Here is a 21,665-nt window from a genome sequence, read left to right as displayed (position 1 = left end):
TGTCATCCGGACACGGGTCTCGGATCATGGGGCGGCGGAAACGGGAGGATAGAATGGGTATCACAAGGTCCACGGCACTTGCGCTCCTCGGGACAGGCGCGCTTCTTGCGTTGTCGTCGCAAGACGCGGGCGCTGCAGGCGCCAAGCCCCAGTTCTTCGCCGGCCCCGCCGTGAAACAAGCCACGACCGCGTTGCGGCTCGCGGCCTATAGCTACGATGTTTACCAGATCCAGCGCGGGCTGAATGAGCTCGGCTATGACGCCGGTCCGTCCGACGGTCTGATGGGCGCGCGGACCGGCAACGCAATCCGCGCCTATCAGCGCGACAATGGCCTGCTGGTCACCGGCTCGCCGAGCCCGTCCCTGGTCGCCCACATCCAGGACACCCAGCGGCAACGGGCCGCGGCGCAGCAGCAGCAGCAGCAACAACAAGCGGCACCGCAGCCGACTCCACAGCCGGCGCCGCAACCGGAGGTGACGAGCGCGGAGCGTCAGGTCGTGCTCGACATTCAGGCCGGTCTGCGCCGTCTCGGCTACAGCGTCCCGGTCGTATCCGGCGACATGGACGACAGCACCCGTGAGGCGATCCGCGCCTATCAGCGCGACAACAATCTCTTGGTCGACGGCCGCGCCAGCCCGGAAATCGCGGCCCACATCCAGCAGAAGAGCAGCCAGACGGCCTCGCTGACCAGCCGTGAAACGGTGATGGACGTGCAAAAGGCCTTGGCCGCCCGCGGCTACAATCCGGGACCGGCGGACGGCGCCATGGGCACCGCCACGCGCAACGCGATCCGCACCTACCAGGTCGATGCCGGCATGACGGTGGATGGCCGCATATCCCAGGATCTGCTCGAACGCCTCGGTATCGCGACCGCCGCGACAACAACCGCCGCCCCGACAACCGCCGAGCCGACGACGGCCGAGCCGAGCGCCGAACCCGGAACCGCGACAACCGTCGAGATCGAACCCGAGACCGCCACGCCGGAGGCGCCGGCCTATCGGTTCGCGTTGCAGGATGCCTTTGCCGACGGCAATTACACTAGCGGTCCGCGATGGACCGTCCAGGCCGGCAAGTTCGACGTCACGCCGGCGGGCGCGCTGACCAGCACCGTCACCGTCCAGGCGCCATCGACCGAAAAAGCCGGCGAGCAGCTTGTCAAAGGCCTCCTCGGACAGGCACTTGGCGTCAACCTGCAGGCTCCACAGGACGTCGCCGCGATCTCCAGCGGGGCGCAGGTGGGCAACCAATTCCGGATCCGGATGACGCTGTCGGGCAGTGGGCAGCCGGGCGTGTTCAGCGTCGGGCCTTTTGCCGGCAACAATGTCGGGTTGGGCTATCGTCTCGAGAGCAACGCGAGCCAGCCGCGCACCCTGCGTCTCATTGCCGCCACCCAAAACGGCGCCTCGGTTATCGCTAGCGCTAATCCGATCACCGCTCTTCAGGATGGAAACATGCACGAAATCCTGTGGGAACGCGATGCCGAGGGATTGATGAAGGTCGCCATCGACGGTGCGCTCGTTCTCGAGACTCGCGACAATAGCCAGCAAGGCGGTTTCGACGGCATATCGCTGATCAACAACGGCGGCACCTGGAGCGTGGGCGAAATCGCCGTCGAGACGGTGCCATAGATCGATCCGAATCCAGTCCGCGACGACTCTGTGCGGAATCGAGGGCGACGTCATCGCCAACCAGAATATCGGAACTTAGATCATGTCGGCACTTCTCAACCGGGTGGCAAAGTATACGTCGGAACGCGAGTTCGAGTTGTTACGTCCGGTCCTGTCCAAGGGTCTCAAGGACATGGACAAGGCAACCCTGAAAAGACGCATCGGTATCCTGCGGCGGTATGCGGACAAGGCACGTGAGAAAGCGATCGCGGAGGCCCGCAAGGGAGAGTCGGGAGAGCTGTCGAGACGAAAGGCGGAGATCTTTCGTGAGGCGCTGCGGCGGGGCGAGCGCCGCCTGCTCGATATCGAAGTCAAGGAAGCGCGCCAACGGCACAGGGCCGCGGCGCGGTCCGCGCTCGAGAAAAAGTCCGCCGGCAAGACCGGCAAGCGGCCCCGTCCCGGTAGGACCGCGAGCCGAGGAATTGCGTCAAAACCGAGGACCAGCCCCGTGCCCCGATTGACCGCGGGACGCGAGAAGGGACACGTTCTCGCGGTTCAGCGCAGGAGCCAGGCGAAACGCGACAAAAGATAGTCCGCGGCAACAGATTTCGGGATGTCGGCCGCCCCGCCGTTGCGACACGCGCCCGACGGCTTACCGCCCGATCTCCTTGCGGAAGAAGACGCGGTTGAATCCGTCCTCTTCCCGGCGGCCGGTTTCGCGGTAGCCGAGGCGCCGGTAGTAATCGAGGTTCTCGGTCATCTTCTCGTTGGTATAGAGCTCGATCGCGGCCAAGCCTTCGCGCTCGGCCGCGTCCTCGACGTGCCGAACCAAGATCGTTCCGATGCCTTCGCCCTGACGGTTGGGAAACACCGCGACGTTCTCAAGATGAAGGTGATCGCCGCGCCGATAAAAGATGACGAACCCGGCGAGCCCGTGGTCGTCGGTCGCAACCCAGACATGGCCGTCCTCGATCAGCCGCGCAAAGTCGGCGACCATCGGCGCCGGCTCGCGGCCGATGTGGGCGACGTACTTCTCGTAGGCCGCGCGCGCGCAGCGCTCGATATCGCGGAGATGGGCTCGATCGGCTTGCGCGATCCTCATGGCAGGGGCGGCTTTCGAGCGCAATCGCCGGTCCACTCAGCACGCATCATTTCGACTTCCCCGTCGGCGAGGCCAACCAGAGGCCACAGTGCGAGTCTCGAAAAGACTATCGGCGGCGTGGGGCCGAGGCCAAGGGCCAGTTCCTGACCTTCGCCAATGCCAACGCTCAGCCGGCCGCCGCGGTTTGCTGGTGAATAAGCTCGCAAAGCAGGCGGATCCCGGGTTCGATATGTTCGAGATCGATCGACGAGAAGCCAAGGCGGAAATAGTTGCGCGGCGCCCGAGCCGCCTCGAAATAAATGCCTCCGGGCTCGATAATAATGCCGACCTCGCGCGCCGCGTCAGCCAGTTTTTCGGCATCCAGCCCGCGCGGCCCGCGTACCCAGTAGCTGGTGCCGCCGAAGGTCGGGACCTGGCTGGCCTGGGGCAAATATTTGGCCAGCGTCCGGCCCATCTCCTCGCACCGTGACCGGTAGGCGCGATGCAAACGATGGATCAGGGCGTCGTGGTGACCGAGCGAGAGAAACAACGCCGTCGTCCGCTGGTTGTTGGTCGGCGCGTGCCGCACCATAAGCCGTCGCAGGGCCCTGGCCTCGGCAAGCAGGGCGGTCGGAGCGACCAGATAGCCGAGACGCAAGCCGGGAAATATCGTCTTCGACAGACTGCCGACATAGATCACCCGGTCCTCGCGATCGAGCGACTTCAGCGCCGGCGTCGGCTCGCTCACATAATTGGTCTCGAACTCGTAATCGTCCTCGATGATGAGGAAGTCCTCGGCCGCCGCCTTTTCGAGCAAGGCCTGTCGCCGTTCCAGCGGCATCGTCACGGTGGTCGGGAATTGATGGCTCGGCGTGACATAGACGTAGTCGCAGGAATCGAGCCGTTCGTCGACGACGATGCCGCCGTCATCGACCGGGATCGCCCGTACATGATCGGTCTTCAGCCGGAATATGTTGCGTACATCCGGATAGCCGGGGTCCTCGATCGCGACCTCGGTCCGCGGGCTGACCAACAGGCTGGCGAGGAGGTAAAGCGCATGTTGCGCGCCGAGGGTGATCAGAATTTCATCGGCCTGCGCTGAAATGCCGCGGCGCGGCAGTAGTCGGGTGCGGACCTGGCCAACCAGCATCGGGTCGTCGCGGCCGTGGGTATCGTTGGTCCAGGCCTCCATTTCGCGGCGCCCCAAAGCCTGCCGCGAGCACTCGCGCCAGGCCGCCAGCGGGAACAGGCTTTGATCGACCTGGCCATAGATGAAGGGATAGGGGTAAGACAGCCAATCCAAAGGTTTGACGATATTGGCTTGGCCGCTGGGCTGGACCTGCAGGCGACGCCGCCAATCGGGCGCCCGGCGCGCCGCGCCGCGCTCCTCATCCTGGGGCGCGGTCCGGCCCTCGAGGATTTCGGGATTGACGTAGAACCCGCTGCGCTCGCGGGCCATGAGATAGCCGTCGTCGACGAGCCCCTGATAGGCCAAAACGACGGTATTGCGCGATACCCCCAGACCTTTGGCCAACTTCCGACTCGACGGCAACGGCTGCCCCGACTGGAGTTGGCCGTTGAGGATTGCGGCGACCATCATTTCGCGGATCTGCACCTGAATGCTGACATTCTTCACCCGCTGCAGGTGAAACAACGTGTCACGCATCAGTTTGGCCCCATGCGTTGAATCGAATTGGCCCTAGAATGGGTCCAAAATCGAGCCTACGCTGTTCGCTACCCGGGCACAAGTGGCCCTGATCCACTGATTCCTGGGGTGGCGACGTGACATCGGCCCGTTCCATGAGGTCGGCGCCCGCGCCGATTTTCAGGTCGGAGGCAAGATTCATGCAATTCATGACCAATACGCTCGAACACCATTGGATGCCGTTTACCGCAAACCGGGACTTCAAGGCCGATCCCCGGCTGCTGGTGCGCGGCGAAGGTGTCTATTATTGGAATCACAAGGCGGAAAAACTGATCGACGGCTCGTCGGGGCTGTTCTGCTGCGCCGCCGGCCACGGGCGGGTCGAGATCGCCGATGCGGTCTCGCAGCAATTGCGCGAAATGGATTATTCGCCACCGTTCCAGGTCGGCAGCCCGATCGCCTTCGAACTCGCCAGCCGCGTCGCCGCGCTGACGCCCGAGGGGTTGAACCGGATCTTCTTCGTCAATTCCGGTTCCGAATCGATCGATTCGGCGATCAAGATCGCGCTCGCCTATCATGTCGCCCGCGGCCAGGGCCAGCGCACCCGGTTCGTCTCTCGCGAGCGGTCCTATCACGGCGTCAATATCGGCGGCGTCTCCCTCGCGGGGATGGTTAAGAACCGCCAGGCGTTCGGGGCCGTCATGCCGGGCGTAACGCATATGCGCCACACCTGGCTGGCGGAGAATCGCTTCACCCGCGGCCAGCCGGACGAAGGCGCCTACCTTGCCGACGATCTCCAGCGGGCAGTCGACACCTATGGCGGCGATACGATCGCGGCTTGCTTCGTCGAGCCGATCGCCGGGTCGACCGGGGTCCTGGTCCCGCCGAAAGGATATCTCGAGCGGTTGCGCGAGATTTGCGACGCCAACGGCATCCTGCTGGTGTTCGACGAAGTCATCTGCGGCTTCGGTCGCACCGGCAAGGCCTTCGGGGCGGACAGCTTCGGGGTAACGCCGGACATCATGACCATGGCCAAGGCGTTGACCAACGGTGCCCAACCGATGGGCGCCGTCGCCGTCGACGAGAGAATCCACGACACCATCGTCGACGCCGCCCCGCCCGGCGCTGTCGAGCTGTTTCACGGCTACACCTATTCCGCCCATCCCGCGGCCTGCGCGGCCGGCCTCGCGACGCTCGACATCTATGCCAAAGAGCGATTGTTCGACCGCGCCGCCGAATTGTCGGACTACTTCCTCGACGCTGTGTTCGCGCTGCAGGACATACCGCTCGTCGCCGACATCCGCGGCTACGGCATGCTGGCGGGCATCGACGTCATGCCGGGCGACGCGCCGGGGGCACGCGGAACCGACGTCAACAAACGGCTGTTCGCCGCCGGCCTCCATGTCAAGTTCACCGGCGACTCGGGAATTGTCGCGCCGCCGCTGATCGCCGAGCGCGAGCACATCGATGAGATCTGCGGCAAACTGCGGGACGTGCTGTCGTCCTATTAGCCGAATCGACGGAAAAGGAGAGGTATCGCTTCAAAAAATAGAATCCTGTAGAACAACCAAACAAATGATGCGGCGACGTCATCGACTTCGATGTCGTATTGTGGTGTTTCCATCATCACATCCGCGCGCACGAGAACATCAGAGGAGGAAACCCAATGCAGAAATTCGTCACCAATTCGGTCGCCGCGCTGGCCATGCTGGGGCTCGCCGCCGGCGTCTCCGGGACGGCCTTGGCCGCCGACAACGAAGTCACGATCGGCTACCAGCAGATCTACAACCCCTGGAAAGTCGCCATCGCCGCCGGCGAGTTCGAAAAGGCGACCGGCTACAAGATCAACTGGCGGGGCTTCGATTCCGGATCGAAGGTCATCACCGCCATGGCCTCCGGCGACGTTCACATCGCCCTCGCCGGTTCGAGCCCAATCGCCGCCGGCGTCAGTCGCGGCTTGCCGATCCAACTGTTCTGGATCACCGAGGATATCGCCGCCGCCGAGGCATTGGTGGTGCGCAACGGTTCCGGAATTAATTCGCCGCAGGACCTCAAGGGTAAGAAGCTTGGCGTACCATTCGTCTCGACGACACATTTCCACACCCTGTTCGCCCTCGAGCAATTCGGCATCGAGCCGGAAGAGGTCAAGGTCCTCAACATGCAACCCAACGCCATCGCCGCGGCCTGGGAACGCGGCGATATCGATGCGGCGTTCATCTGGGATCCGGCGCTGGGCCGGATCAAGAACACCGGCAAGGTGCTGGTCACCTCGGGCCTGCTCAGCAGCTGGGGCAAGGCGACCTTCGACGGCCTCGTCGTCAACACGGACTTCGCCGCCGAAAATGCCGACTTCATGGTCAATTTCGTCAAGACCATTGCCGCTGCGGATGCCGCCTATCGCGACAACGCCGCAGCGTGGACCCCGGACTCGGACGCGGTCAAGGCGATCGTCAAGATGATCGGCGGCAACGCCGAGGATGTCCCGCTGGTGCTGGCGCTTTACGACTTCCCGACACTCGAGGCGCAGGCTTCCGACCTATGGCTCGGCGGCGGAGCCAATGGCGGCGCCGCGCAGGCGCTCTACCACACCTCGGTGTTCCTCAAGGACGAGGGCAAGATCGACGCCCTGTTGCCGGACTACGGCGCGACGGTTACCGATGAGTGGGTGAAAAAAGCCCTCGGGATGTAGCCAACCCGAAGACGGATTGGGGCCCGGCTGGAAACGGCCGGGCCCTTTTTCTTTGTGCAACAACTAAAGCGATCCTGCCCATGGTTGCCGTTGCCGGTTAACGGTGACACTATTTCGTCAACAAGGGAGGGGGCGATGCCGACACTCGAGGCCGAAGAAGTCACGGTCATCTATCCGACCCGCGGCGGCGGCGAGGTCCATGCGCTGGAAGGGGTCAATCTGACCGTCAATGGCGGCGATTTCGTCGTCGCCTTGGGCGCGTCGGGCTGCGGCAAGACGACGCTGCTGAATCTGCTCGCCGGGTTCATCCAACCGAGCCGTGGCGAGGTCCGCCTCGATGGCGCCCAGGTCACCGGCCCCGGTTCCGACCGCGGCGTCGTGTTCCAAAAGCACGCCCTACTGCCGTGGCTCAAGGTCCTCGACAACGTCACCTTTGGCCTGATGCTCCAGGGCGCGAGCCGGCAGCAGCGCCAGGAGACGGCGCGCAAATACCTCAAGCTGGTCGGACTCGAGGATTTCGAGAACCATCGCATCTACGAACTGTCCGGCGGCATGCAGCAACGGGTCGGCTTGGCCCGCGCGCTGACCAGCGACCCCGAGGCGCTGCTGATGGACGAGCCCTTGGGCGCGCTCGACGCGCTGACCCGAGAATCGATGCAGGAACTGATCCTCGACGTCTGGCGGCAGACCAGCAAGATGGTCTTCTTCATTACCCACAGCGTCGAGGAGGCGTTGTTCATGGCGACCCGGCTGATCGTCATGTCCCCGCGGCCCGGCCGCATCACCCACGAATACGAGCTCGATTTCTGCCACCGGTTCTTTGCCGACCGGGACGCGCGGAAGATCAAGTCGGAACCGGATTTCATCGAAATGCGCGAGAAGATCCTCGCCATCATTCATGGCGACGAGGTCGCCGGAGGAACGCTCGATGGCTGAACAAATTGCACCGCGGCCGACGGGCCTGAAGCACGCGATCGCCAACATCTTCTCGGCGGGGCCGGTCAAGCCCGGCGATTCCTATGGCGCCCCGGGCGCCGGCAACAGCACGGCAATCAGCATAGCGACCACCATCTTCCTGCTGTTCCTGTGGTGGTTCACGACCAACATGGGCTGGATCCAGCCCTTGTTCCTGCCGTCGCCGGAAACGGTCATCGGCCGGTTCTGGCAGGTGTCGAACGAAGAATTCGCCGGCGGCACCTTGTGGCAGCATACGTGGCAGAGCCTCTACCGCGTCTTCTTCTCCTTCTTCCTCGCCTGCGTCGCCGCCGTCCCGGTCGGCATCGCGATGGGCGTCAACCGAGTCGCCCGCGGCATCTTCGATCCGCCGATCGAGTTCTATCGGCCGATCCCGCCGCTCGGCTATCTGCCGCTGACGATCATCTGGCTCGGCATCGACGAGGAACAGAAGATCGTGCTGATCTTCCTCGCCATGTTCGCGCCGATGGCGCTGGCCGCCCGCGCCGGCGTGCGTTCGGTCCAGATCGAGCAGATCCATGCCGCTTATTCGATGGGGGCGACCCGGGCCCAGGTCATCTTCCACGTCATCATGAAGGGCGCCATGCCCGAGATCCTGACTGGCATGCGGATCGGCATCGGATTCGGCTGGACGACCCTGGTCGCCGCCGAGATGGTCGCCGCCGAGACCGGGCTCGGCCACATGGTCTTGAACGCCGCCGAGTTCCTGGTCACCGACGTGGTCATCATGGGTATCGTCGTCATCGGCGCCATCGCCTATATGTTTGACCTGCTGATGCGCTATGTCGAGCGCGTCTTGGTGCCGTGGAAGGGCAAGGCCTAGCGGACTGGCGCCCTCCTCCTCGCGCGTGGTGTTGCCAGAATCCGGCCCCTACAGCGCTGCGAAATCGATGGTGCCATCCTTGTCGAGGCGCCGCGTCACCGGCGGCATCGGGTATTTGAGACCGGTGGCGCAGTTGTAAAGCACGACCCGGTCCGTGGGCGCGACGCGGCCATCGGCCAGCGCCTGCTTGTAGGCGGCATAAGTGGCCGCGCCTTCGGGACAGAGCAGCAAGCCTTCTTGGCGGGCGACCTCATCGAGGCCAGCCAGGATCGCGTCGTCGGAAACGGCGATGGCGAAGCCGCCGCTTTCGCGCACCGCGCGCAGGATGAGAAAATCGCCGACCGCAATCGGCACACGGATGCCGGCGGCCACGGTATGGGCGTCCTGCCATAGCGGCGCGTGCTCTTCCCCCGCCTCGTAGGCCTTGACGATCGGTGCGCAGCCCTCGGCCTGAACCGCGACCATGCGCGGCCGATGATCGCCGATCCAGCCCATTTCGCCGAGCTCGGCAAAGGCCTTCCACATGCCGATCAAGCCGGTGCCGCCGCCGGTCGGGTAGAAGATCACGTCGGGCAACTCCCACCCGAGCTGCTCGGCGAGCTCCAATCCCATGGTTTTTTTGCCCTCGATCCGATAGGGCTCCTTGAGGGTCGATAGGTCAAACCAGCCGGCCGCCGCCTTGCCGTCGCCGACCAACTTGCCGCAATCGTTGATCAGCCCGTTGACGCGGTAGACGGTGGCGCCCTGGAGCTCGATCTCGGAGATGTTGATCTCCGGCGTATCGTCGGGACAGAACACGGTGCTCTTGAGGCCCGCCGAGGTGGCGTATGCCGCCATCGCGGCGCCGGCATTGCCGTTGGTCGGCATCGCCAAGTGGTCAAGGCCGAGCTCCTTGGCCATCGCCACCGCGAGGGCCAGTCCGCGCGCCTTGAACGAGCCCGTTGGCAGCCGACCCTCGTCCTTGACCACCAGGCAGCCATCTCTTTCCTCGAGGCGCGGCAGGCGGATCAGCGGCGTCACCACCTCGCCCAGGCTGACCACGTTTTCGGGCCGGCGCACCGGCAGGAATTCGCGATAGCGCCAGAACCCCTCTGTCCGGCGGGCGAGCGTTTCCTTGTCGATGGCTTGGGCGAGAGCATCGAGATCGTAGCGCACGAGGATCGGACGCCCGGCCTCGGACAGACCGTGGACCCGATCGGCGTCGTAGCGCTTGCCGGTCATCGAGCATTCCAGGTGGGTCACGAATGTTGGTACGTCCGGCCGTTTTTCGATCATTTCCTAGTGTCCTTCAAAGGCAGCGATGCTATTGCAACACGAGAATAGCGCTTTCATGCCGATACTGTCGGGATGTGTCGCGGGTATCGCGCCAAGCAGGTAAAGGGAAATCCACATCATGGCAATCGACTATCTCAAAAAGGCCGGCACGGCCGTCGACTCGCGCGATGAAGAAACCGCCGGCATCGTCACAGGCATGCTGGCGGAGATCGAAGACGGCGGCGAGGCGGCGACCCGCGCCTTCGCCGAGCGCCTCGATGGCTGGACCGGCGATATCGTCGTCGATGCCGATCGTCTGCGCCGCGCCGAAACCGGTCTGCCGGAGACGGTCAAGGAAGATATTCGCTTCGCCCACGGCCGGGTGCGCGATTTCGCCCAGCATCAGCGCGATTCGCTCAGCGAGTTCGAGGTCACGCTGGTCGACGGGTTGGTCGCCGGCCAACGCCTGGTCCCGGTCACCACCGCCGGCTGCTATGTGCCGGGCGGTCGCTATGCCCATGCCGCGTCGGCGATCATGAGTGTGTGCACGGCCAAGGTCGCGGGCGTCGAGAATGTCGTCGCCGCCTCCCCGGCCAAGGCGGAGGTCGGCGTCCACCCCGCCATCCTCTATGCGATGGCACTTTCGGGCGCCGACACGGTGCTCGCCCTGGGCGGGGTCCAGGCCATCGCGGCCCTCGCCAACGGTCATTTCTCCGGCCATCCGGCGGATGTCATCGTCGGCCCCGGCAACCGCTTCGTCGCCGAGGCCAAACGAATCCTGTTCGGTCGTATCGGCATCGACGTCATCGCCGGACCGACCGAATCGATGGTCGCCGCGGACGACACCGCGGACCCCGAGATCGTCGCCGCCGATCTCGCCGGACAAGCCGAGCACGGCCCCGATTCGCCGGTCTGGCTGGTCAGTACCGACCGCGCGCTCGCCGAACGCGTCATCGAAATCATGCCGCCGCTGATCGCCGCCCTGCCGCCGCTGGCGCGGGCGGCGGCGGAAGCGGCGTGGCGCGATTACGGCGAAGTCATCTTCGCCGAAAGCCGCGAGGAGGCGTGCGCGGTCTGCGACCGCTACGCGCCGGAACATCTCCAGGTCCAGGCCCGCGACCTCGATTGGTGGCTCGCCAACCTACGCAATTACGGATCGCTTTTCCTGGGCGAGGAAACGACCGTCGCCTTCGGCGACAAATGCTCGGGACCCAACCATATTCTGCCGACGCGAGGGGCGGGACGCTATTCGGGCGGGCTCAACGCCGGCAAGTTCATCAAGACCCTGACCTATCAACGCATGACGCGCGACGCGACGCGCGTGGTCGCGCCGGTGGCGTCGCGGATATCGCGGCTCGAGGGCATGGAGGGGCACGCCATGACCGGCGACGTGCGGCTGGCGAAGTACTTCCCCGACGAGCGATTCGAACTCGCCCAGGGAAGCGTCGAATAGTGGCGGCGGGCAAGCGGGCGCCGCAAACGCCGAACCGCGCGGCGCTCGACATCGATCTCAGCACGCCCGATCCGATACCGGAAGCCGGCATAGAAACGGCGACCCGGCTGATGCGCGACGGCCGCCTGTTTCGCTACGGCGAAGACCGCGCCGGGCTGCCCGAGGCCGCGCTCCTGGAGCAGGAGTTCGCCGCCTATCTTGGCATCCGCTACGTGGTCGGCGTCAATTCCGGCGGCTGCGCCATTTTCCTCGCCCTCAAGGCGGCCGGAGTCGGCCCCGGCGACAAGGTCCTGGTCAACGCCTTCACCCTGGCGCCGGTGCCGGGCGCGGTCGCCCACGCCGGGGCCGAGTCGATCCTGGTCGACATCACGGAGAATTACGTCGTCGATCTCGACGACCTCGAACGCAAGGCGGCGACCAGTGGCGCGCGCTATTTTCTGCTTTCCTATACGCGCGGCCATGTCCCCGACATGGACCGGGTCGGCGAGGTCTGCCAGCGGCACGAGCTGACCTTGATCGAGGACTGCGCCCATACCATGGGGGCCGGATGGGACGGGCGCATGACTGGCACCTTCGGCGCCGCCGGGTGTTTCAGCACCCAGACCTTCAAGCACATAAACTCGGGCGAAGGCGGTTTGCTGGCAACCGACGACGACGACCTCGCGGCCCGCGCGATCATCATGTCCGGCGCCTATTGGCTCTATGGCCAGAACGCCGCCCGACCGCCGATCGAGGTGTTCGAGAAGTACAAATATACGACGCCCAATTTCAGCATGCGGATGTCCAACCTGGTCGCCGCCGTGCTGCGCCCGCAATTGGCGTTGATGGACGAACGCACGGCGAGCTGGCGGACGAATTATCGCCGCCTCGCCGACCTGTTGCGCGCCATCGACCATATCGCGGTCCCCGAGCGCCCGGCCAAGGAGGACGCGGTGCCGAGCTCGATCCAGTTCTCGGTCACCGGCCTCCGCGCCGACCAGATCGAGGATTTCATCGCGATCTGCGAGCGTCAGGGCATTCACGTGAAGTGGTTCGGCGGGCGCGAGCCGGTCGGCTTCACCAGTTCCTACGAACACTGGCGCTACATCGAAGCGACCCCCGAGCTCCGCAGCTCGCGGCGGGTCCTCGACGGTTTGTGCGACATGCGAATACCGCTGTCGTTGTCGGAGGACGATTGCCGCACGATCGCCGCCATCCTGCGCGAGGCGATTGCGGAGGCCGCAGCCGCCGGCTGACCGCCCGCCACCCTACCCCTGTGCGCGAACGAAACTCAGCGCCTGGTGGGCGACGCGACGCGCGTGCTTTTTCTTCGGCGGCTCGTGAACGAACCGGTTGAGCGCGGCGAGCAGAACGGGCACCCACGCCGCTCCAGGGTCGCGGTCGACCTCCTCGCGAATAGCCGTCGCGAGCTTGAGGGTGTGGGCCGAATAGATGTAGAGCGGCTCGCCGTGATCGAGAAGACCGTCGAAGATAGCGTCGAAAAATTCACCGGGATCGTCGACCGTCCATTGCGCTACGTCCTGGTCCCAGTCGACGAAGGCCGCATTGCGCCCTAGGAAGCAGCCGGACTGGAGCAGCGCGTTGGACCACAAATCGGGCTGGCGCGCGCAGATCTTGCGGGCGGAATTGAGGTGGGTGATGGCGTGGGTGAAGTCGAGCCAATCGACGTTCTGCTGGACCGGCTTGTCGACATGGGCGCGAAAACGCGCATCGTAATGGAGCATCGCATCGGCGGCGGCGAACAGGACCGTGTCGTAGAGATTGCCGACCTGGCCGCCCCCGGCCGCAATCAGGTCCAGGCACTGGCTCACACCGGCACCGCGGACGGCGCTCGGGTCGGGGACGTCCGTGCCGCTGGGATCCCAACTTTGAAGCGCCGGCGCGTAGGCGCGGAACTCCGGAATCAGGTCTTCACGCGCGCCCATGCAGAAGTTTCGCACCAACGGGAAAAGGAGCGCTTCCGTCGCCACCGGGCCGAGCACGGCCAGCAGCGCGAAGGTCTTTTCGACATAAATCGGCGGATGGCCGAAGCCTTGATAGTGACGCAAGGCGACACGTTCCAGCGAGCGGCGCAGCGGCACCAACTCCCGGTCCTCGATCGCGGCACGGACGAGTCCGACGGCGATCGCCTCGTCTTCCCGTTCGATGGCGTCCTCCAGTGCTGCGCCGTCGAAGACGTCGGCGCGTCCCCCGGCAAATGGGAACCGGTCGCGCTCGCCCCGTGCGTCCCAGGATAAATGTCCGATAATCTCGAGAACCGGGACCAGGCGATCGGCGGCCGCGTCGATTGGTAACGAGGCCCGCAGAGCAAGCCAATCTCTGGCCGCCGCCTGGGCATGGGTCATGCCGAACTCGTAACGGTCGGCAGCCCAGCCGAACGCGGCGTCGAGTGCGTCGGGCAGATCGGCACCGGTGGCCTCGAACCGTGCCATCTCCCGAGCCATACGCTCGTAGTCGTGGTCCGCAAGGGCCTCCTCGAGGCCGGCCAGCGCCCGCGCCCGGACCTCCACCGCCGGCGGGTCGGCGAGATCGAGGAGAATCGCGTCGCCGTCCGTCTTGACCGGATATCGCCGCAGCGCATCCCCACCGACGATGGTTTCGCCGCTCGCCAGATCGAATTTCCAGTTGTGCCAATTGCAAGTCAAAACGCAGCCATCGGCCAAGGTGCCTTCGGCCAGGGGATAGCCCTCGTGCGGGCAGCGGTTGTTGCAGGCATAGATGGCATCGCCGCTCCGCCACAACAGGATCTGTCGGCCACCCGGTTTGACGACCGCCTTGCCCCGCGTTGCCAATTCGGCGGCGGAAAATACCTCGGTCCAGTCGGCACGGGCGATCGCCACGGCACACTCCGTTTCAAAAGATATAACTTTAAAAATAATAACGTCGCCGCTTGAATTTATCAAGATATACCTTTAGAAATTAACGGCCACAACCATGGTATGCGACCTTGGACACGCCCACGCGACGACAGATCATTGAGCTTCTCAAACGGGACGGCGCCCAGGATGCCGCCGCGCTGGCGAGCGAATTGGGAGTATCCGCCATGGCCGTTCGCCAGCACCTCTACGCTCTGGCAGCGGAAGGCGTGGTTGCTTCAACGGCCGATCCGAACGGCGTCGGCCGCCCCGCCAAGCAGTGGCACCTGACGCCGGCGGCCGATGTCTTTTTTCCCCATGGCTATGCGGAGCTGACAGCGGAATTGCTGTCCTCGATGGCGCACGCCTTCGGCCAATCGGGCTTGGACAAGATCATCGACATCCGCCTCCGTGACCAGATCGATGCCTATCGGGATCGCATGGCCAAGGACCGGACCGTGGCGCGGCGGGTCCGGCGGCTGGTCGAGATTCGCAATGCGGAGGGCTATATGGCCGCGGCAATGAAGGACGGCGATGGATTCCTATTGGTCGAAAACCATTGTCCGATATGCGCCGCCGCCCGTGCCTGCACCGGCCTATGCAAGGCCGAGCTCGAATTGTTCGAAACCGTACTCGGCGACGGCGTCACCGTGGAACGGACGGACCACATCCTCGCCGGTGCCCGCCGCTGTGCCTATCGCATTACGAAGGCGGGTTCCCGCGCCGCATGATCGCGCCGACCGGCGCCCCCTAACGACCCATCGCCTCGGGTGGCAGTTTGATATCGAACTTGTCGCGAATCGCGGCATCGATGTCGGCGCCGACATGCTGCGGGTGGTGGGTGGCCAGGATCTCGCGTTTCTTGGCCACCGCCCTTTCGATCAGGTCGGGCCGGTCGAGCGCTTCCCACTCCTTCGGGCTGGTGCGGTCGGCGATGGACGGATAGACGTACTCGCTCTGCATCAACGACAGGGTCTGTTCGTGACCGAGGAAGTGGCCGGGACCTTCGATGCAAACCTGGCGAATGGCCTCGACCGATAACGCTTCGCCGGTCACCTCGATGCCGCGCACACAGCGCATCGCCTGGCCCAACGTGTCGTCGTCGATGATCAGGCTTTCGAGGCAGAAGCCGAGCAAGGAGGCGTGCATGCCGGCCGCTTCATAGGCCAGGTTCAAGCCGGCGAGGCCGGCGAGTACGTCGGTGATGCCGCGTTCATAGCCGGCTTGATAGTCGGGCAGCTTGGAATCCGAGATGCCGGCCGCCGACCCGCCGGGCAGGTCGTAGAACTGTGCCATCTGGGCGCAGCCCGCGGTCAGCAGCGCCTGTTCGCCGGAGCCGCCGGACATGGCGCCGGTGCGCAGGTCGGAGACGAACGGCCAGGTGCCGAAGATCGCCGGATGTCCGGGCTTGAGCGCGTTCACATAGACCAGGCCGCCCAACACCTCCGCCGTCGCTTGGACGATGGTACCGGCGATCGCCGCCGGCGCCGTCGCGCCGGCTTGGCCTGCCGACAGCAACAGGATCGGCATTCCGGCCCAGACGCCGGCTTCGAGGCAACGACAGGCGTCCTCGGCGAATTTCAGCGGCGGAACGACGAAGCAATTCGACATCGATATGAAGGGGCGCGCGCGCCATGCCTCTTCGCCGCCGGCGACGAGGTGGCACATTTCGACGATCTCGTCGACGTGTTCCGGCTTGATGAAGCTGGTGCCGACATGCTTGGTCGTGCCCGAGAGGCAGGCATAGGCGGTGTTGATGTCGAGGTCGCGCGAGCTTTCCATATCTCGGGCGACCATCGGGCGCTGGAAGAAATGGATATTGTCGAGGGTATCGACGATCCGCGCCGCGTCGTAGATGTCGGCGAGAAACGACTCGCGATATTCCCGCTTCTCGACATCGACCACATGGACCGCCGCGCCCGCGGTGCCGTAATAGACCTTCCGGCCCATCGGTTGCAGGTCGTGCTGCGGCGCCTGCCCGTGCAGGGTGAAATGGCGCGCCGCCTTGGCGATGGTATCCTCGACCAGCGCGCGCGGGAACTTCAGCCGGCCGTCGTCGCCGACGTAGCCGCCGGCGTCGGTCACCGCCTTTACGCAGCTCGGAATCGCATCGGCGAAGCCGATCTCTTCCAGGACGACCAACACCGCCTCGTGGATACCGGCGATGTCGGCGGTACTCAGCGGCGCGAAACGACCGCCTTCGAGACCGCCGCGGATCGGCGCCTGGTCGCGCGGAATAGGAGCGGCGCGAAGCGCACGGCGTGCCTCCCGGCCACCACGGCGGCCACCGCGCTCCCGTAGCTCAGCGTTTTTCATGTGACGTCTCCTTGGCCGACACGTTTCCTTTGGTCCCTAAACGCGCACGCGTTCCGATTTTGGATCGTAGAGCGGTTGCAAACTGGCTTCGGCCGGAAAGCAGTCGCCGGCGATCTCGATCTCGTAGCGCGCGGCGACCACATCGGCGGCGCTCTGCTCCGGCGTACAAGAGACATAACCGAGGCCGATCGCGGCGCCGAGGTGATGGCCGTAATTGCCTGACCGCAGATAGCCGACGATCTCGCCACCGCGGCGGATCGGCTCGTTGTGGTAGAGCAGCGGCTCCGGGTCTTCGAGCCTGAATTGCAGCAACCGCTTGGTCAGACCTTGCTGCCGCATGTTGAGCACCGCCTCGCGGCCGGTGAAGTCACCAAGCCGGGACGGCGGCTTATCGGCCTTGACCGCGAAGCCGAGCCCGGCCTCGAGGACATGGTCCTCGTCGGTGATGTCATGGCCGAAGTGACGGTAAGCCTTTTCTATTCGGCACGAATCCAGGGTGTGCATGCCGCACAGGCGAAGGCCGTGGGCATCGCCGTGTTCCACGACTTGGTCGAACACGTAGCGCGCCATGTCGGCGGGAACATAGAGCTCCCACCCGAGTTCGCCGACATAGGTGATGCGGTGCGCGCGAATTGGAGCCATGCCCAACTCGATCTCGCGCGCCGTGGCGAACGGGAAGGCGTCGCTGTCGAGGTCGACGTCGACGAGCGGCTGGAGCAAGGCGCGCGATTTCGGTCCCATCACCGCGATCACCGCCTCGCTGCTGGTGACATCGGTGATCACGCAATGGGCGTCGTCGGGAACGTGCCGTCTGAGCCAGGCCAGATCGCGGACCGCGTTGGCCGCCGCCGTGACGACGAGAAAGACGGTCTCGGACAAGCGGGTAATCGTCAGGTCGGCCTCGACGCCGCCATGCTTGTTGAGCCATTGCGTATAGACAATGCGCCCCGGCTCGACCGCGACATTGTTGGCCGAAACCGTCTGCAGCACCGATTCGGCGTCGCGCCCCTCGACCCGAAACTTGGCGAAGGACGACATGTCGAACAGCCCCACCGCCTCGCGCACCGCCTTGTGCTCGGCGGCGGCATAGTCGAACCAATTCTGGCGTTGCCAGCTGTAGCGGTATTCGGACCGCTCGCCGGCGGCGGCTCGGTCGGCGGGCAGAAACCAGTTGGCCCGCTCCCAGCCGGCGACCTCGCCGAAGCAGGCGCCGCTCGCCGCCAGGCGTTCGTGCAGCGGAGACATGCGCACGCCGCGTGCGGTGGCGAATTGCCGGTAGGGGAAGTGGTCCGCGTAGAGCAGACCCAGGGTCTCTTTCGAGCGCTCGACCAGGTAGCGCTTCGTACCCTGAAACGGTTGCATGCGCCGAATGTCGACGTCCCACAGATCGAACGGCGGCTCGCCGGCATCCATCCAGGCGGCCAGCGCCTTACCGGCGCCGCCGGCCGATTGAATGCCGATCGAATTGAACCCTGTCGCGACATAGAAATTGCGCAGCTCCGGCGCCTCGCCGAGGAGGAAACGGTCGTCCGGCGTGAAACTTTCCGGCCCGTTGAAGAAGGTGTGGATGCCCGCGGTCTCGAGGATCGGCATCCTGCCGACGGCCGCCTCGAGGATCGGCTCGAAATGCTCGAAATCCTCGGGCAGTTGGTCGAAGCAGAAATCCTCGGGAATGCCGTTCATGCCCCACGGCTTGGCGTCCGGCTCAAACGCCCCGAGCAGGATTTTCCCGGCGTCCTCCTTGTAATAGGCGCATTCGTCGGGCACCCGCAGCACCGGCAAGTCGCGCGGGAGGTCGGGGATACCCTCGGTCACGATATAGAAATGCTCGCAGGCCTGAAGCGGCACATTGACGCCGGCCATCGCGCCGACGTCGCGGCCCCACATACCGGCACAATTGACGACATAGTCGGCGGCGATGTCGCCGTTATCGGTGGCGACGCCGGTGACACGGCCGCGGTCGCGATGGACCGCCGTCACCTTGGTGTGCTCGAAGATCCTGGCGCCCTGCTGGCGCGCTCCCTTGGCCAGGGCAAGCGCGATGTTGGCCGGATCGGCCTGACCGTCCTTGGGCAGAAAGACGCCGCCGACGACACCGTCGAGATTGATCATGGAATGCATCTCTCGACACTCGCCCGGGCTCAGCACCCGGACCTCGAGACCGAAGGTCTTGGCCATCGAGGCGCCGCGTTTCAGCTCCTCGAACCGCGCCTCCGAGAGCGCCAGCGAAAGCGATCCGTTTTGCTTGAACCCGGTGGCGACCTCGGTCTCGGCCTCGAGATTTGCGTAGAGCTCGGCCGAATACTTGGCGAGCTGGGTCATGTTCTTGGTGGCGCGAAGCTGACCGATGAGGCCTGCCGCGTGCCACGTCGTACCGCAGGTCAGCTGCTTGCGTTCGAGCAGCACGATGTCGGTCCAGCCGAGTTTGGCGAGATGGTAGGCGACCGAACAGCCGATGACGCCGCCGCCGATGATGACCGCCCGGGCGTGTTTGGGGATATCGCTCATCGTCGCGGCCCCTTCCTCATGCCTTCAATCTCGCGTTGTCGGGGTCGTAGAGCGGCTCTTGCGCGACCACCGCCGGACAGCGGCGGCCGAAGATCTCGACCTCGACTTCGGCGCCGACCGACGCGAGGTCGGTCCTGATCACGCTGAGCGCGATCGCCTTTTCGACGCGATGGCCATAACCGCCCGAGGTCACCAACCCGACGCGCTCGTCGCCCTTCCACACCGTCGCGAGGTAGGGCGCATCGAGGCCGTCGGTCTCGACGATCAGCGGCGCGAATCTTTCCTTGGCGCCCATTTCCCGCTCGGCGGCGATCGCCGTCTTACCGACGAAATCCGGCTTGTCGAGCTTGACGAAGCGATCGAGTCCGCCGCCCAAGATCGTGTAGTCGGTCGACAGGTCCTGCTTCCACGACCGATAGCACTTCTCGAGCCGCAGCGAATCCATCGCATACATGCCGAAGGGGCGCAGGCCGTGGGGCTCACCGGCGGCCCACACCGCCTCGAAGACCTCCGGCATGTCCGCGTGGGTCATATGCAGTTCCCAGCCCAGTTCGCCGACATAGGAAACGCGGACCGCGCGGCCGGTCTTGCCGGCGATCTCGATCGGCTGATGGGTGAGCCACGGAAACGCACCCGACGAAAGATCGAGATCGCAAATTTGGCTCAAGACATCGCGGGATTTCGGCCCGGCAACGACCAAGGTATCGATATCGTCGGTCAGATTATCGATGACGATCGGCGCGCCTTCGGGAAGATGCGTATTAAGCCAATCGCGGTCATGCCATTCGGCACCGGCCGCGGCCAGCAACTGAAAGCGATCCTGTTCCAGCCGCAGCACTGTCATTTCGCTGAGGATGCGGCCGCTATCATCGGCGAAATAGACCAGGCCGATGCGGCCGACTTTCGGCATCGCGCCGGTGATCAATCCGCGCAGCCAGTCGGCGGCGCCGGTCCCGGAAACCTCGAAGCGCGAGAAGCCGGGCAAATTGCACACCCCACAGGCGTCGCGAACGGCCAGGCATTCGGCGCGAACCGCCTCGTACCAGGGCCCCTTTCGGTCATAGGTCTCGCAGGCTTCTAGCGACATATCGTCGCCGGGACCGGCAAACCAGGCGGCGCGCTCCCATCCGGCGGAGGCGGTGAATTGCGCGCCCAATCCCTTGATGCGCTCATGAAGCGCGGACAGCCGCTTGTCTCGTGCGGCCGGCCACTCGTAATGGGGAAACTGAATGGCGTATTCGTGCGAATAGATCTCGATCCCCTTGTTGTCGGCATAGTCCTGGTCGGCGAACGAGGTGAACCGCCGCGGGTCGACCGACCACATGTCCCACTCGGTCTCGCCCTCGACGACCCATTCCGCGAGCACCTTGCCGGCGCCCCCGCCCTGGACGATGCCGAAGGTGAAGACGCAGGCCTCGAAGGCGTTCGGCACGCCGGGCATGGGGCCGATGAGCGGGTTGCCGTCGGGCGCATAGGGGATCGGGCCGTTGACGACGCGGGTCAGACCGACCGAACCGAGGAGCGGCACCCGCGCGCAGGCATCCTCGATGTACCATTCCAGCCGCTCGAGGTCGTCGGGATAGAGCTGGAAGGAGAAATCGTCGGGCATCGGGTCGTCCGCGGTCATCCAATGCGCCTTGCAGCCGCGCTCATAGGGTCCGAGCAGCAACCCGTTCTTTTCCTGGCGCAGGTAGTAGGAGGTATCCGGATCGCGCAGCAGCGGCACCTTGTGGTTGCGCTCGGCAAGCTCGGGGATCTCCTCGGTGATGAGGTATTGATGGGCCAGCGTGACCTGGGGAATTTCGCGACCGAACCAACGGCCGACTTCCTGCGCGTGATATCCAGCCGCGTTGACCACGTACTCGCAGCGGATTTCGCCGTTCTCGGTTTCGACCACCCATTCACCGTTTTCTCGGCGCACTCCGGTAACCGGACAGAACCGGATGATCTTCGCCCCCAGGTCACGGGCGCCGCGCGCCAGCGCCTGAGTGAGCTGGGCCGGGTCGATATCGCCGTCGAGCGGATCCCACGATCCACCGACCAGGTCATGGGTCTCGATGAACGGATAGCGCTCCTTGATATCGCTGAGCTCGAGCATCTCGAACTCGATCCCCTGGTACCGTGCCATCGAAACGACGTGTTCGAATTCGCGCATGCGCTCGACCGTGTGAGCCAGCCGCACCGCCCCGTTGACGTGGTAGTTGATCGGATAGTCGACGGCATCGCCGAGCTCGCGATAGAGGGCGGTCGAATAGGCCTGCAGCTTCATGACCGACCACGACCCCGAAAAGTTGGGGCAGTTACCGGCGGCGTGCCACGTCGATCCGGAGGTGAGCTCGTTCTTTTCCAACAGAACGCAGTCGGTCCATCCCATCTTCGCCAGATGATACAGGCCTGAGCAACCGACGGCCCCGCCGCCGATAATGACAACCCGTGCCGTGCTTGGCAGTTCGGCCATT

The 21,665-nt window shown here is 64.9% G+C and carries 16 protein-coding genes; 9 read left to right on the top strand and 7 right to left on the bottom strand.

Going from position 1 to position 21,665, the window contains the following annotated elements:
- Positions 1 to 53: 53 nt before the first annotated feature.
- Positions 54 to 1,628, top strand: coding sequence for a hypothetical protein (locus GY791_09355; protein ID MCP4328626.1), 1,575 nt, complete (start codon positions 54 to 56; stop codon positions 1,626 to 1,628).
- Between the two features lie 82 nt (positions 1,629 to 1,710).
- Entirely contained in the window at positions 1,711 to 2,199 is a 489-nt protein-coding gene (locus GY791_09350; protein ID MCP4328625.1) for a hypothetical protein, read from the top strand.
- A gap of 60 nt (positions 2,200 to 2,259) precedes the next feature.
- Here the strand turns inward: GY791_09350 and GY791_09345 are convergent, their stop codons facing one another.
- Complete coding sequence (locus GY791_09345) at positions 2,260 to 2,709, bottom strand: GNAT family N-acetyltransferase (protein ID MCP4328624.1); 450 nt, start codon at positions 2,707 to 2,709, stop codon at positions 2,260 to 2,262.
- Positions 2,710 to 2,875: 166 nt separating this feature from the next.
- Positions 2,876 to 4,354, bottom strand: coding sequence for a PLP-dependent aminotransferase family protein (locus GY791_09340; GenBank protein MCP4328623.1), 1,479 nt, complete (start codon positions 4,352 to 4,354; stop codon positions 2,876 to 2,878).
- Positions 4,355 to 4,542: 188 nt separating this feature from the next.
- Here GY791_09340 and GY791_09335 point away from each other — a divergent pair, with 188 nt between their 5' ends.
- The 4 genes from GY791_09335 to GY791_09320 all read left to right on the top strand — a co-directional run bounded on the left by GY791_09335 (position 4,543) and on the right by GY791_09320 (position 8,820).
- Positions 4,543 to 5,844, top strand: coding sequence for an aspartate aminotransferase family protein (locus GY791_09335; protein ID MCP4328622.1), 1,302 nt, complete (start codon positions 4,543 to 4,545; stop codon positions 5,842 to 5,844).
- Positions 5,845 to 5,999: 155 nt separating this feature from the next.
- Entirely contained in the window at positions 6,000 to 7,022 is a 1,023-nt protein-coding gene (gene tauA / locus GY791_09330) for a taurine ABC transporter substrate-binding protein (GenBank protein MCP4328621.1), read from the top strand.
- Positions 7,023 to 7,157: 135 nt separating this feature from the next.
- A complete protein-coding gene (locus GY791_09325; GenBank protein MCP4328620.1) occupies positions 7,158 to 7,958 on the top strand; it encodes an ATP-binding cassette domain-containing protein in 801 nt (266 codons plus the stop codon).
- A complete protein-coding gene (locus GY791_09320) occupies positions 7,951 to 8,820 on the top strand; it encodes an ABC transporter permease subunit (protein MCP4328619.1) in 870 nt (289 codons plus the stop codon). The genes GY791_09325 and GY791_09320 overlap by 8 nt, the downstream gene beginning before the upstream one ends.
- Before the next feature lie 48 nt (positions 8,821 to 8,868).
- Here the strand turns inward: GY791_09320 and GY791_09315 are convergent, their stop codons facing one another.
- Complete coding sequence (locus tag GY791_09315) at positions 8,869 to 10,095, bottom strand: threonine synthase (GenBank protein MCP4328618.1); 1,227 nt, start codon at positions 10,093 to 10,095, stop codon at positions 8,869 to 8,871.
- Positions 10,096 to 10,213: 118 nt separating this feature from the next.
- On the opposite strand from GY791_09315, the gene hisD reads away from it, so the two are divergent.
- Positions 10,214 to 11,527 carry a histidinol dehydrogenase gene (gene hisD / locus GY791_09310; protein ID MCP4328617.1) on the top strand — a complete coding sequence of 438 codons (1,314 nt, stop codon included), beginning with the start codon at positions 10,214 to 10,216 and terminating at the stop codon, positions 11,525 to 11,527.
- A gap of 110 nt (positions 11,528 to 11,637) precedes the next feature.
- Positions 11,638 to 12,762: an aminotransferase class I/II-fold pyridoxal phosphate-dependent enzyme gene (locus GY791_09305; protein MCP4328616.1), complete on the top strand. Its 1,125-nt coding sequence runs from the start codon at positions 11,638 to 11,640 to the stop codon at positions 12,760 to 12,762.
- A 12-nt stretch (positions 12,763 to 12,774) separates the two neighbouring features.
- Here GY791_09305 and GY791_09300 read toward each other — a convergent pair whose 3' ends face one another.
- On the bottom strand, positions 12,775 to 14,367 hold the full coding sequence (locus tag GY791_09300; protein MCP4328615.1) for a Rieske (2Fe-2S) protein: 1,593 nt from the start codon (positions 14,365 to 14,367) through the stop codon (positions 12,775 to 12,777).
- A gap of 107 nt (positions 14,368 to 14,474) precedes the next feature.
- Between GY791_09300 and GY791_09295 the strand changes: the two genes are divergently transcribed.
- On the top strand, positions 14,475 to 15,113 hold the full coding sequence (locus GY791_09295; GenBank protein MCP4328614.1) for a transcriptional regulator: 639 nt from the start codon (positions 14,475 to 14,477) through the stop codon (positions 15,111 to 15,113).
- A gap of 19 nt (positions 15,114 to 15,132) precedes the next feature.
- Here GY791_09295 and GY791_09290 read toward each other — a convergent pair whose 3' ends face one another.
- The 3 genes from GY791_09290 to GY791_09280 are packed head-to-tail and all read right to left on the bottom strand — an operon-like array spanning position 15,133 to position 21,664.
- A complete protein-coding gene (locus GY791_09290; GenBank protein MCP4328613.1) occupies positions 15,133 to 16,698 on the bottom strand; it encodes a trimethylamine methyltransferase family protein in 1,566 nt (521 codons plus the stop codon).
- A 36-nt stretch (positions 16,699 to 16,734) separates the two neighbouring features.
- Positions 16,735 to 19,206 carry an FAD-dependent oxidoreductase gene (locus tag GY791_09285; GenBank protein ID MCP4328612.1) on the bottom strand — a complete coding sequence of 824 codons (2,472 nt, stop codon included), beginning with the start codon at positions 19,204 to 19,206 and terminating at the stop codon, positions 16,735 to 16,737.
- Positions 19,207 to 19,222: 16 nt separating this feature from the next.
- Complete coding sequence (locus GY791_09280) at positions 19,223 to 21,664, bottom strand: FAD-dependent oxidoreductase (GenBank protein MCP4328611.1); 2,442 nt, start codon at positions 21,662 to 21,664, stop codon at positions 19,223 to 19,225.
- Between the last annotated feature and the right edge of the window lies 1 nt (position 21,665).

This window comes from Alphaproteobacteria bacterium (assembly GCA_024244705.1).
Classification (GTDB): Bacteria; Pseudomonadota; Alphaproteobacteria; order JAAEOK01; family JAAEOK01; genus JAAEOK01.
The sequence above is the reverse complement of the archived record's forward strand: the minus strand, read 5'-3'. Positions and strand labels throughout refer to the sequence as shown.

Bases quoted from the DNA above. Each gene is read 5' to 3' on its own strand.
- GY791_09345 (MCP4328624.1), bottom strand. From the start codon at position 2,709: ATGAGGATCGCGCAAGCCGATCGAGCCCATCTCCGCGATATCGAGCGC.
- GY791_09350 (MCP4328625.1), top strand. From the start codon at position 1,711: ATGTCGGCACTTCTCAACCGGGTGGCAAAGTATACGTCGGAACGCGAG.
- GY791_09320 (MCP4328619.1), top strand. From the start codon at position 7,951: ATGGCTGAACAAATTGCACCGCGGCCGACGGGCCTGAAGCACGCGATC.
- GY791_09340 (MCP4328623.1), bottom strand. From the start codon at position 4,354: ATGCGTGACACGTTGTTTCACCTGCAGCGGGTGAAGAATGTCAGCATT.
- GY791_09285 (MCP4328612.1), bottom strand. From the start codon at position 19,206: ATGAGCGATATCCCCAAACACGCCCGGGCGGTCATCATCGGCGGCGGC.
- GY791_09325 (MCP4328620.1), top strand. From the start codon at position 7,158: ATGCCGACACTCGAGGCCGAAGAAGTCACGGTCATCTATCCGACCCGC.
- GY791_09315 (MCP4328618.1), bottom strand. From the start codon at position 10,095: ATGATCGAAAAACGGCCGGACGTACCAACATTCGTGACCCACCTGGAA.
- GY791_09305 (MCP4328616.1), top strand. From the start codon at position 11,638: ATGCGCGACGGCCGCCTGTTTCGCTACGGCGAAGACCGCGCCGGGCTG.
- hisD (MCP4328617.1), top strand. From the start codon at position 10,214: ATGGCAATCGACTATCTCAAAAAGGCCGGCACGGCCGTCGACTCGCGC.
- GY791_09335 (MCP4328622.1), top strand. From the start codon at position 4,543: ATGACCAATACGCTCGAACACCATTGGATGCCGTTTACCGCAAACCGG.
- GY791_09290 (MCP4328613.1), bottom strand. From the start codon at position 16,698: ATGAAAAACGCTGAGCTACGGGAGCGCGGTGGCCGCCGTGGTGGCCGG.
- GY791_09280 (MCP4328611.1), bottom strand. From the start codon at position 21,664: ATGGCCGAACTGCCAAGCACGGCACGGGTTGTCATTATCGGCGGCGGG.
- tauA (MCP4328621.1), top strand. From the start codon at position 6,000: ATGCAGAAATTCGTCACCAATTCGGTCGCCGCGCTGGCCATGCTGGGG.
- GY791_09355 (MCP4328626.1), top strand. From the start codon at position 54: ATGGGTATCACAAGGTCCACGGCACTTGCGCTCCTCGGGACAGGCGCG.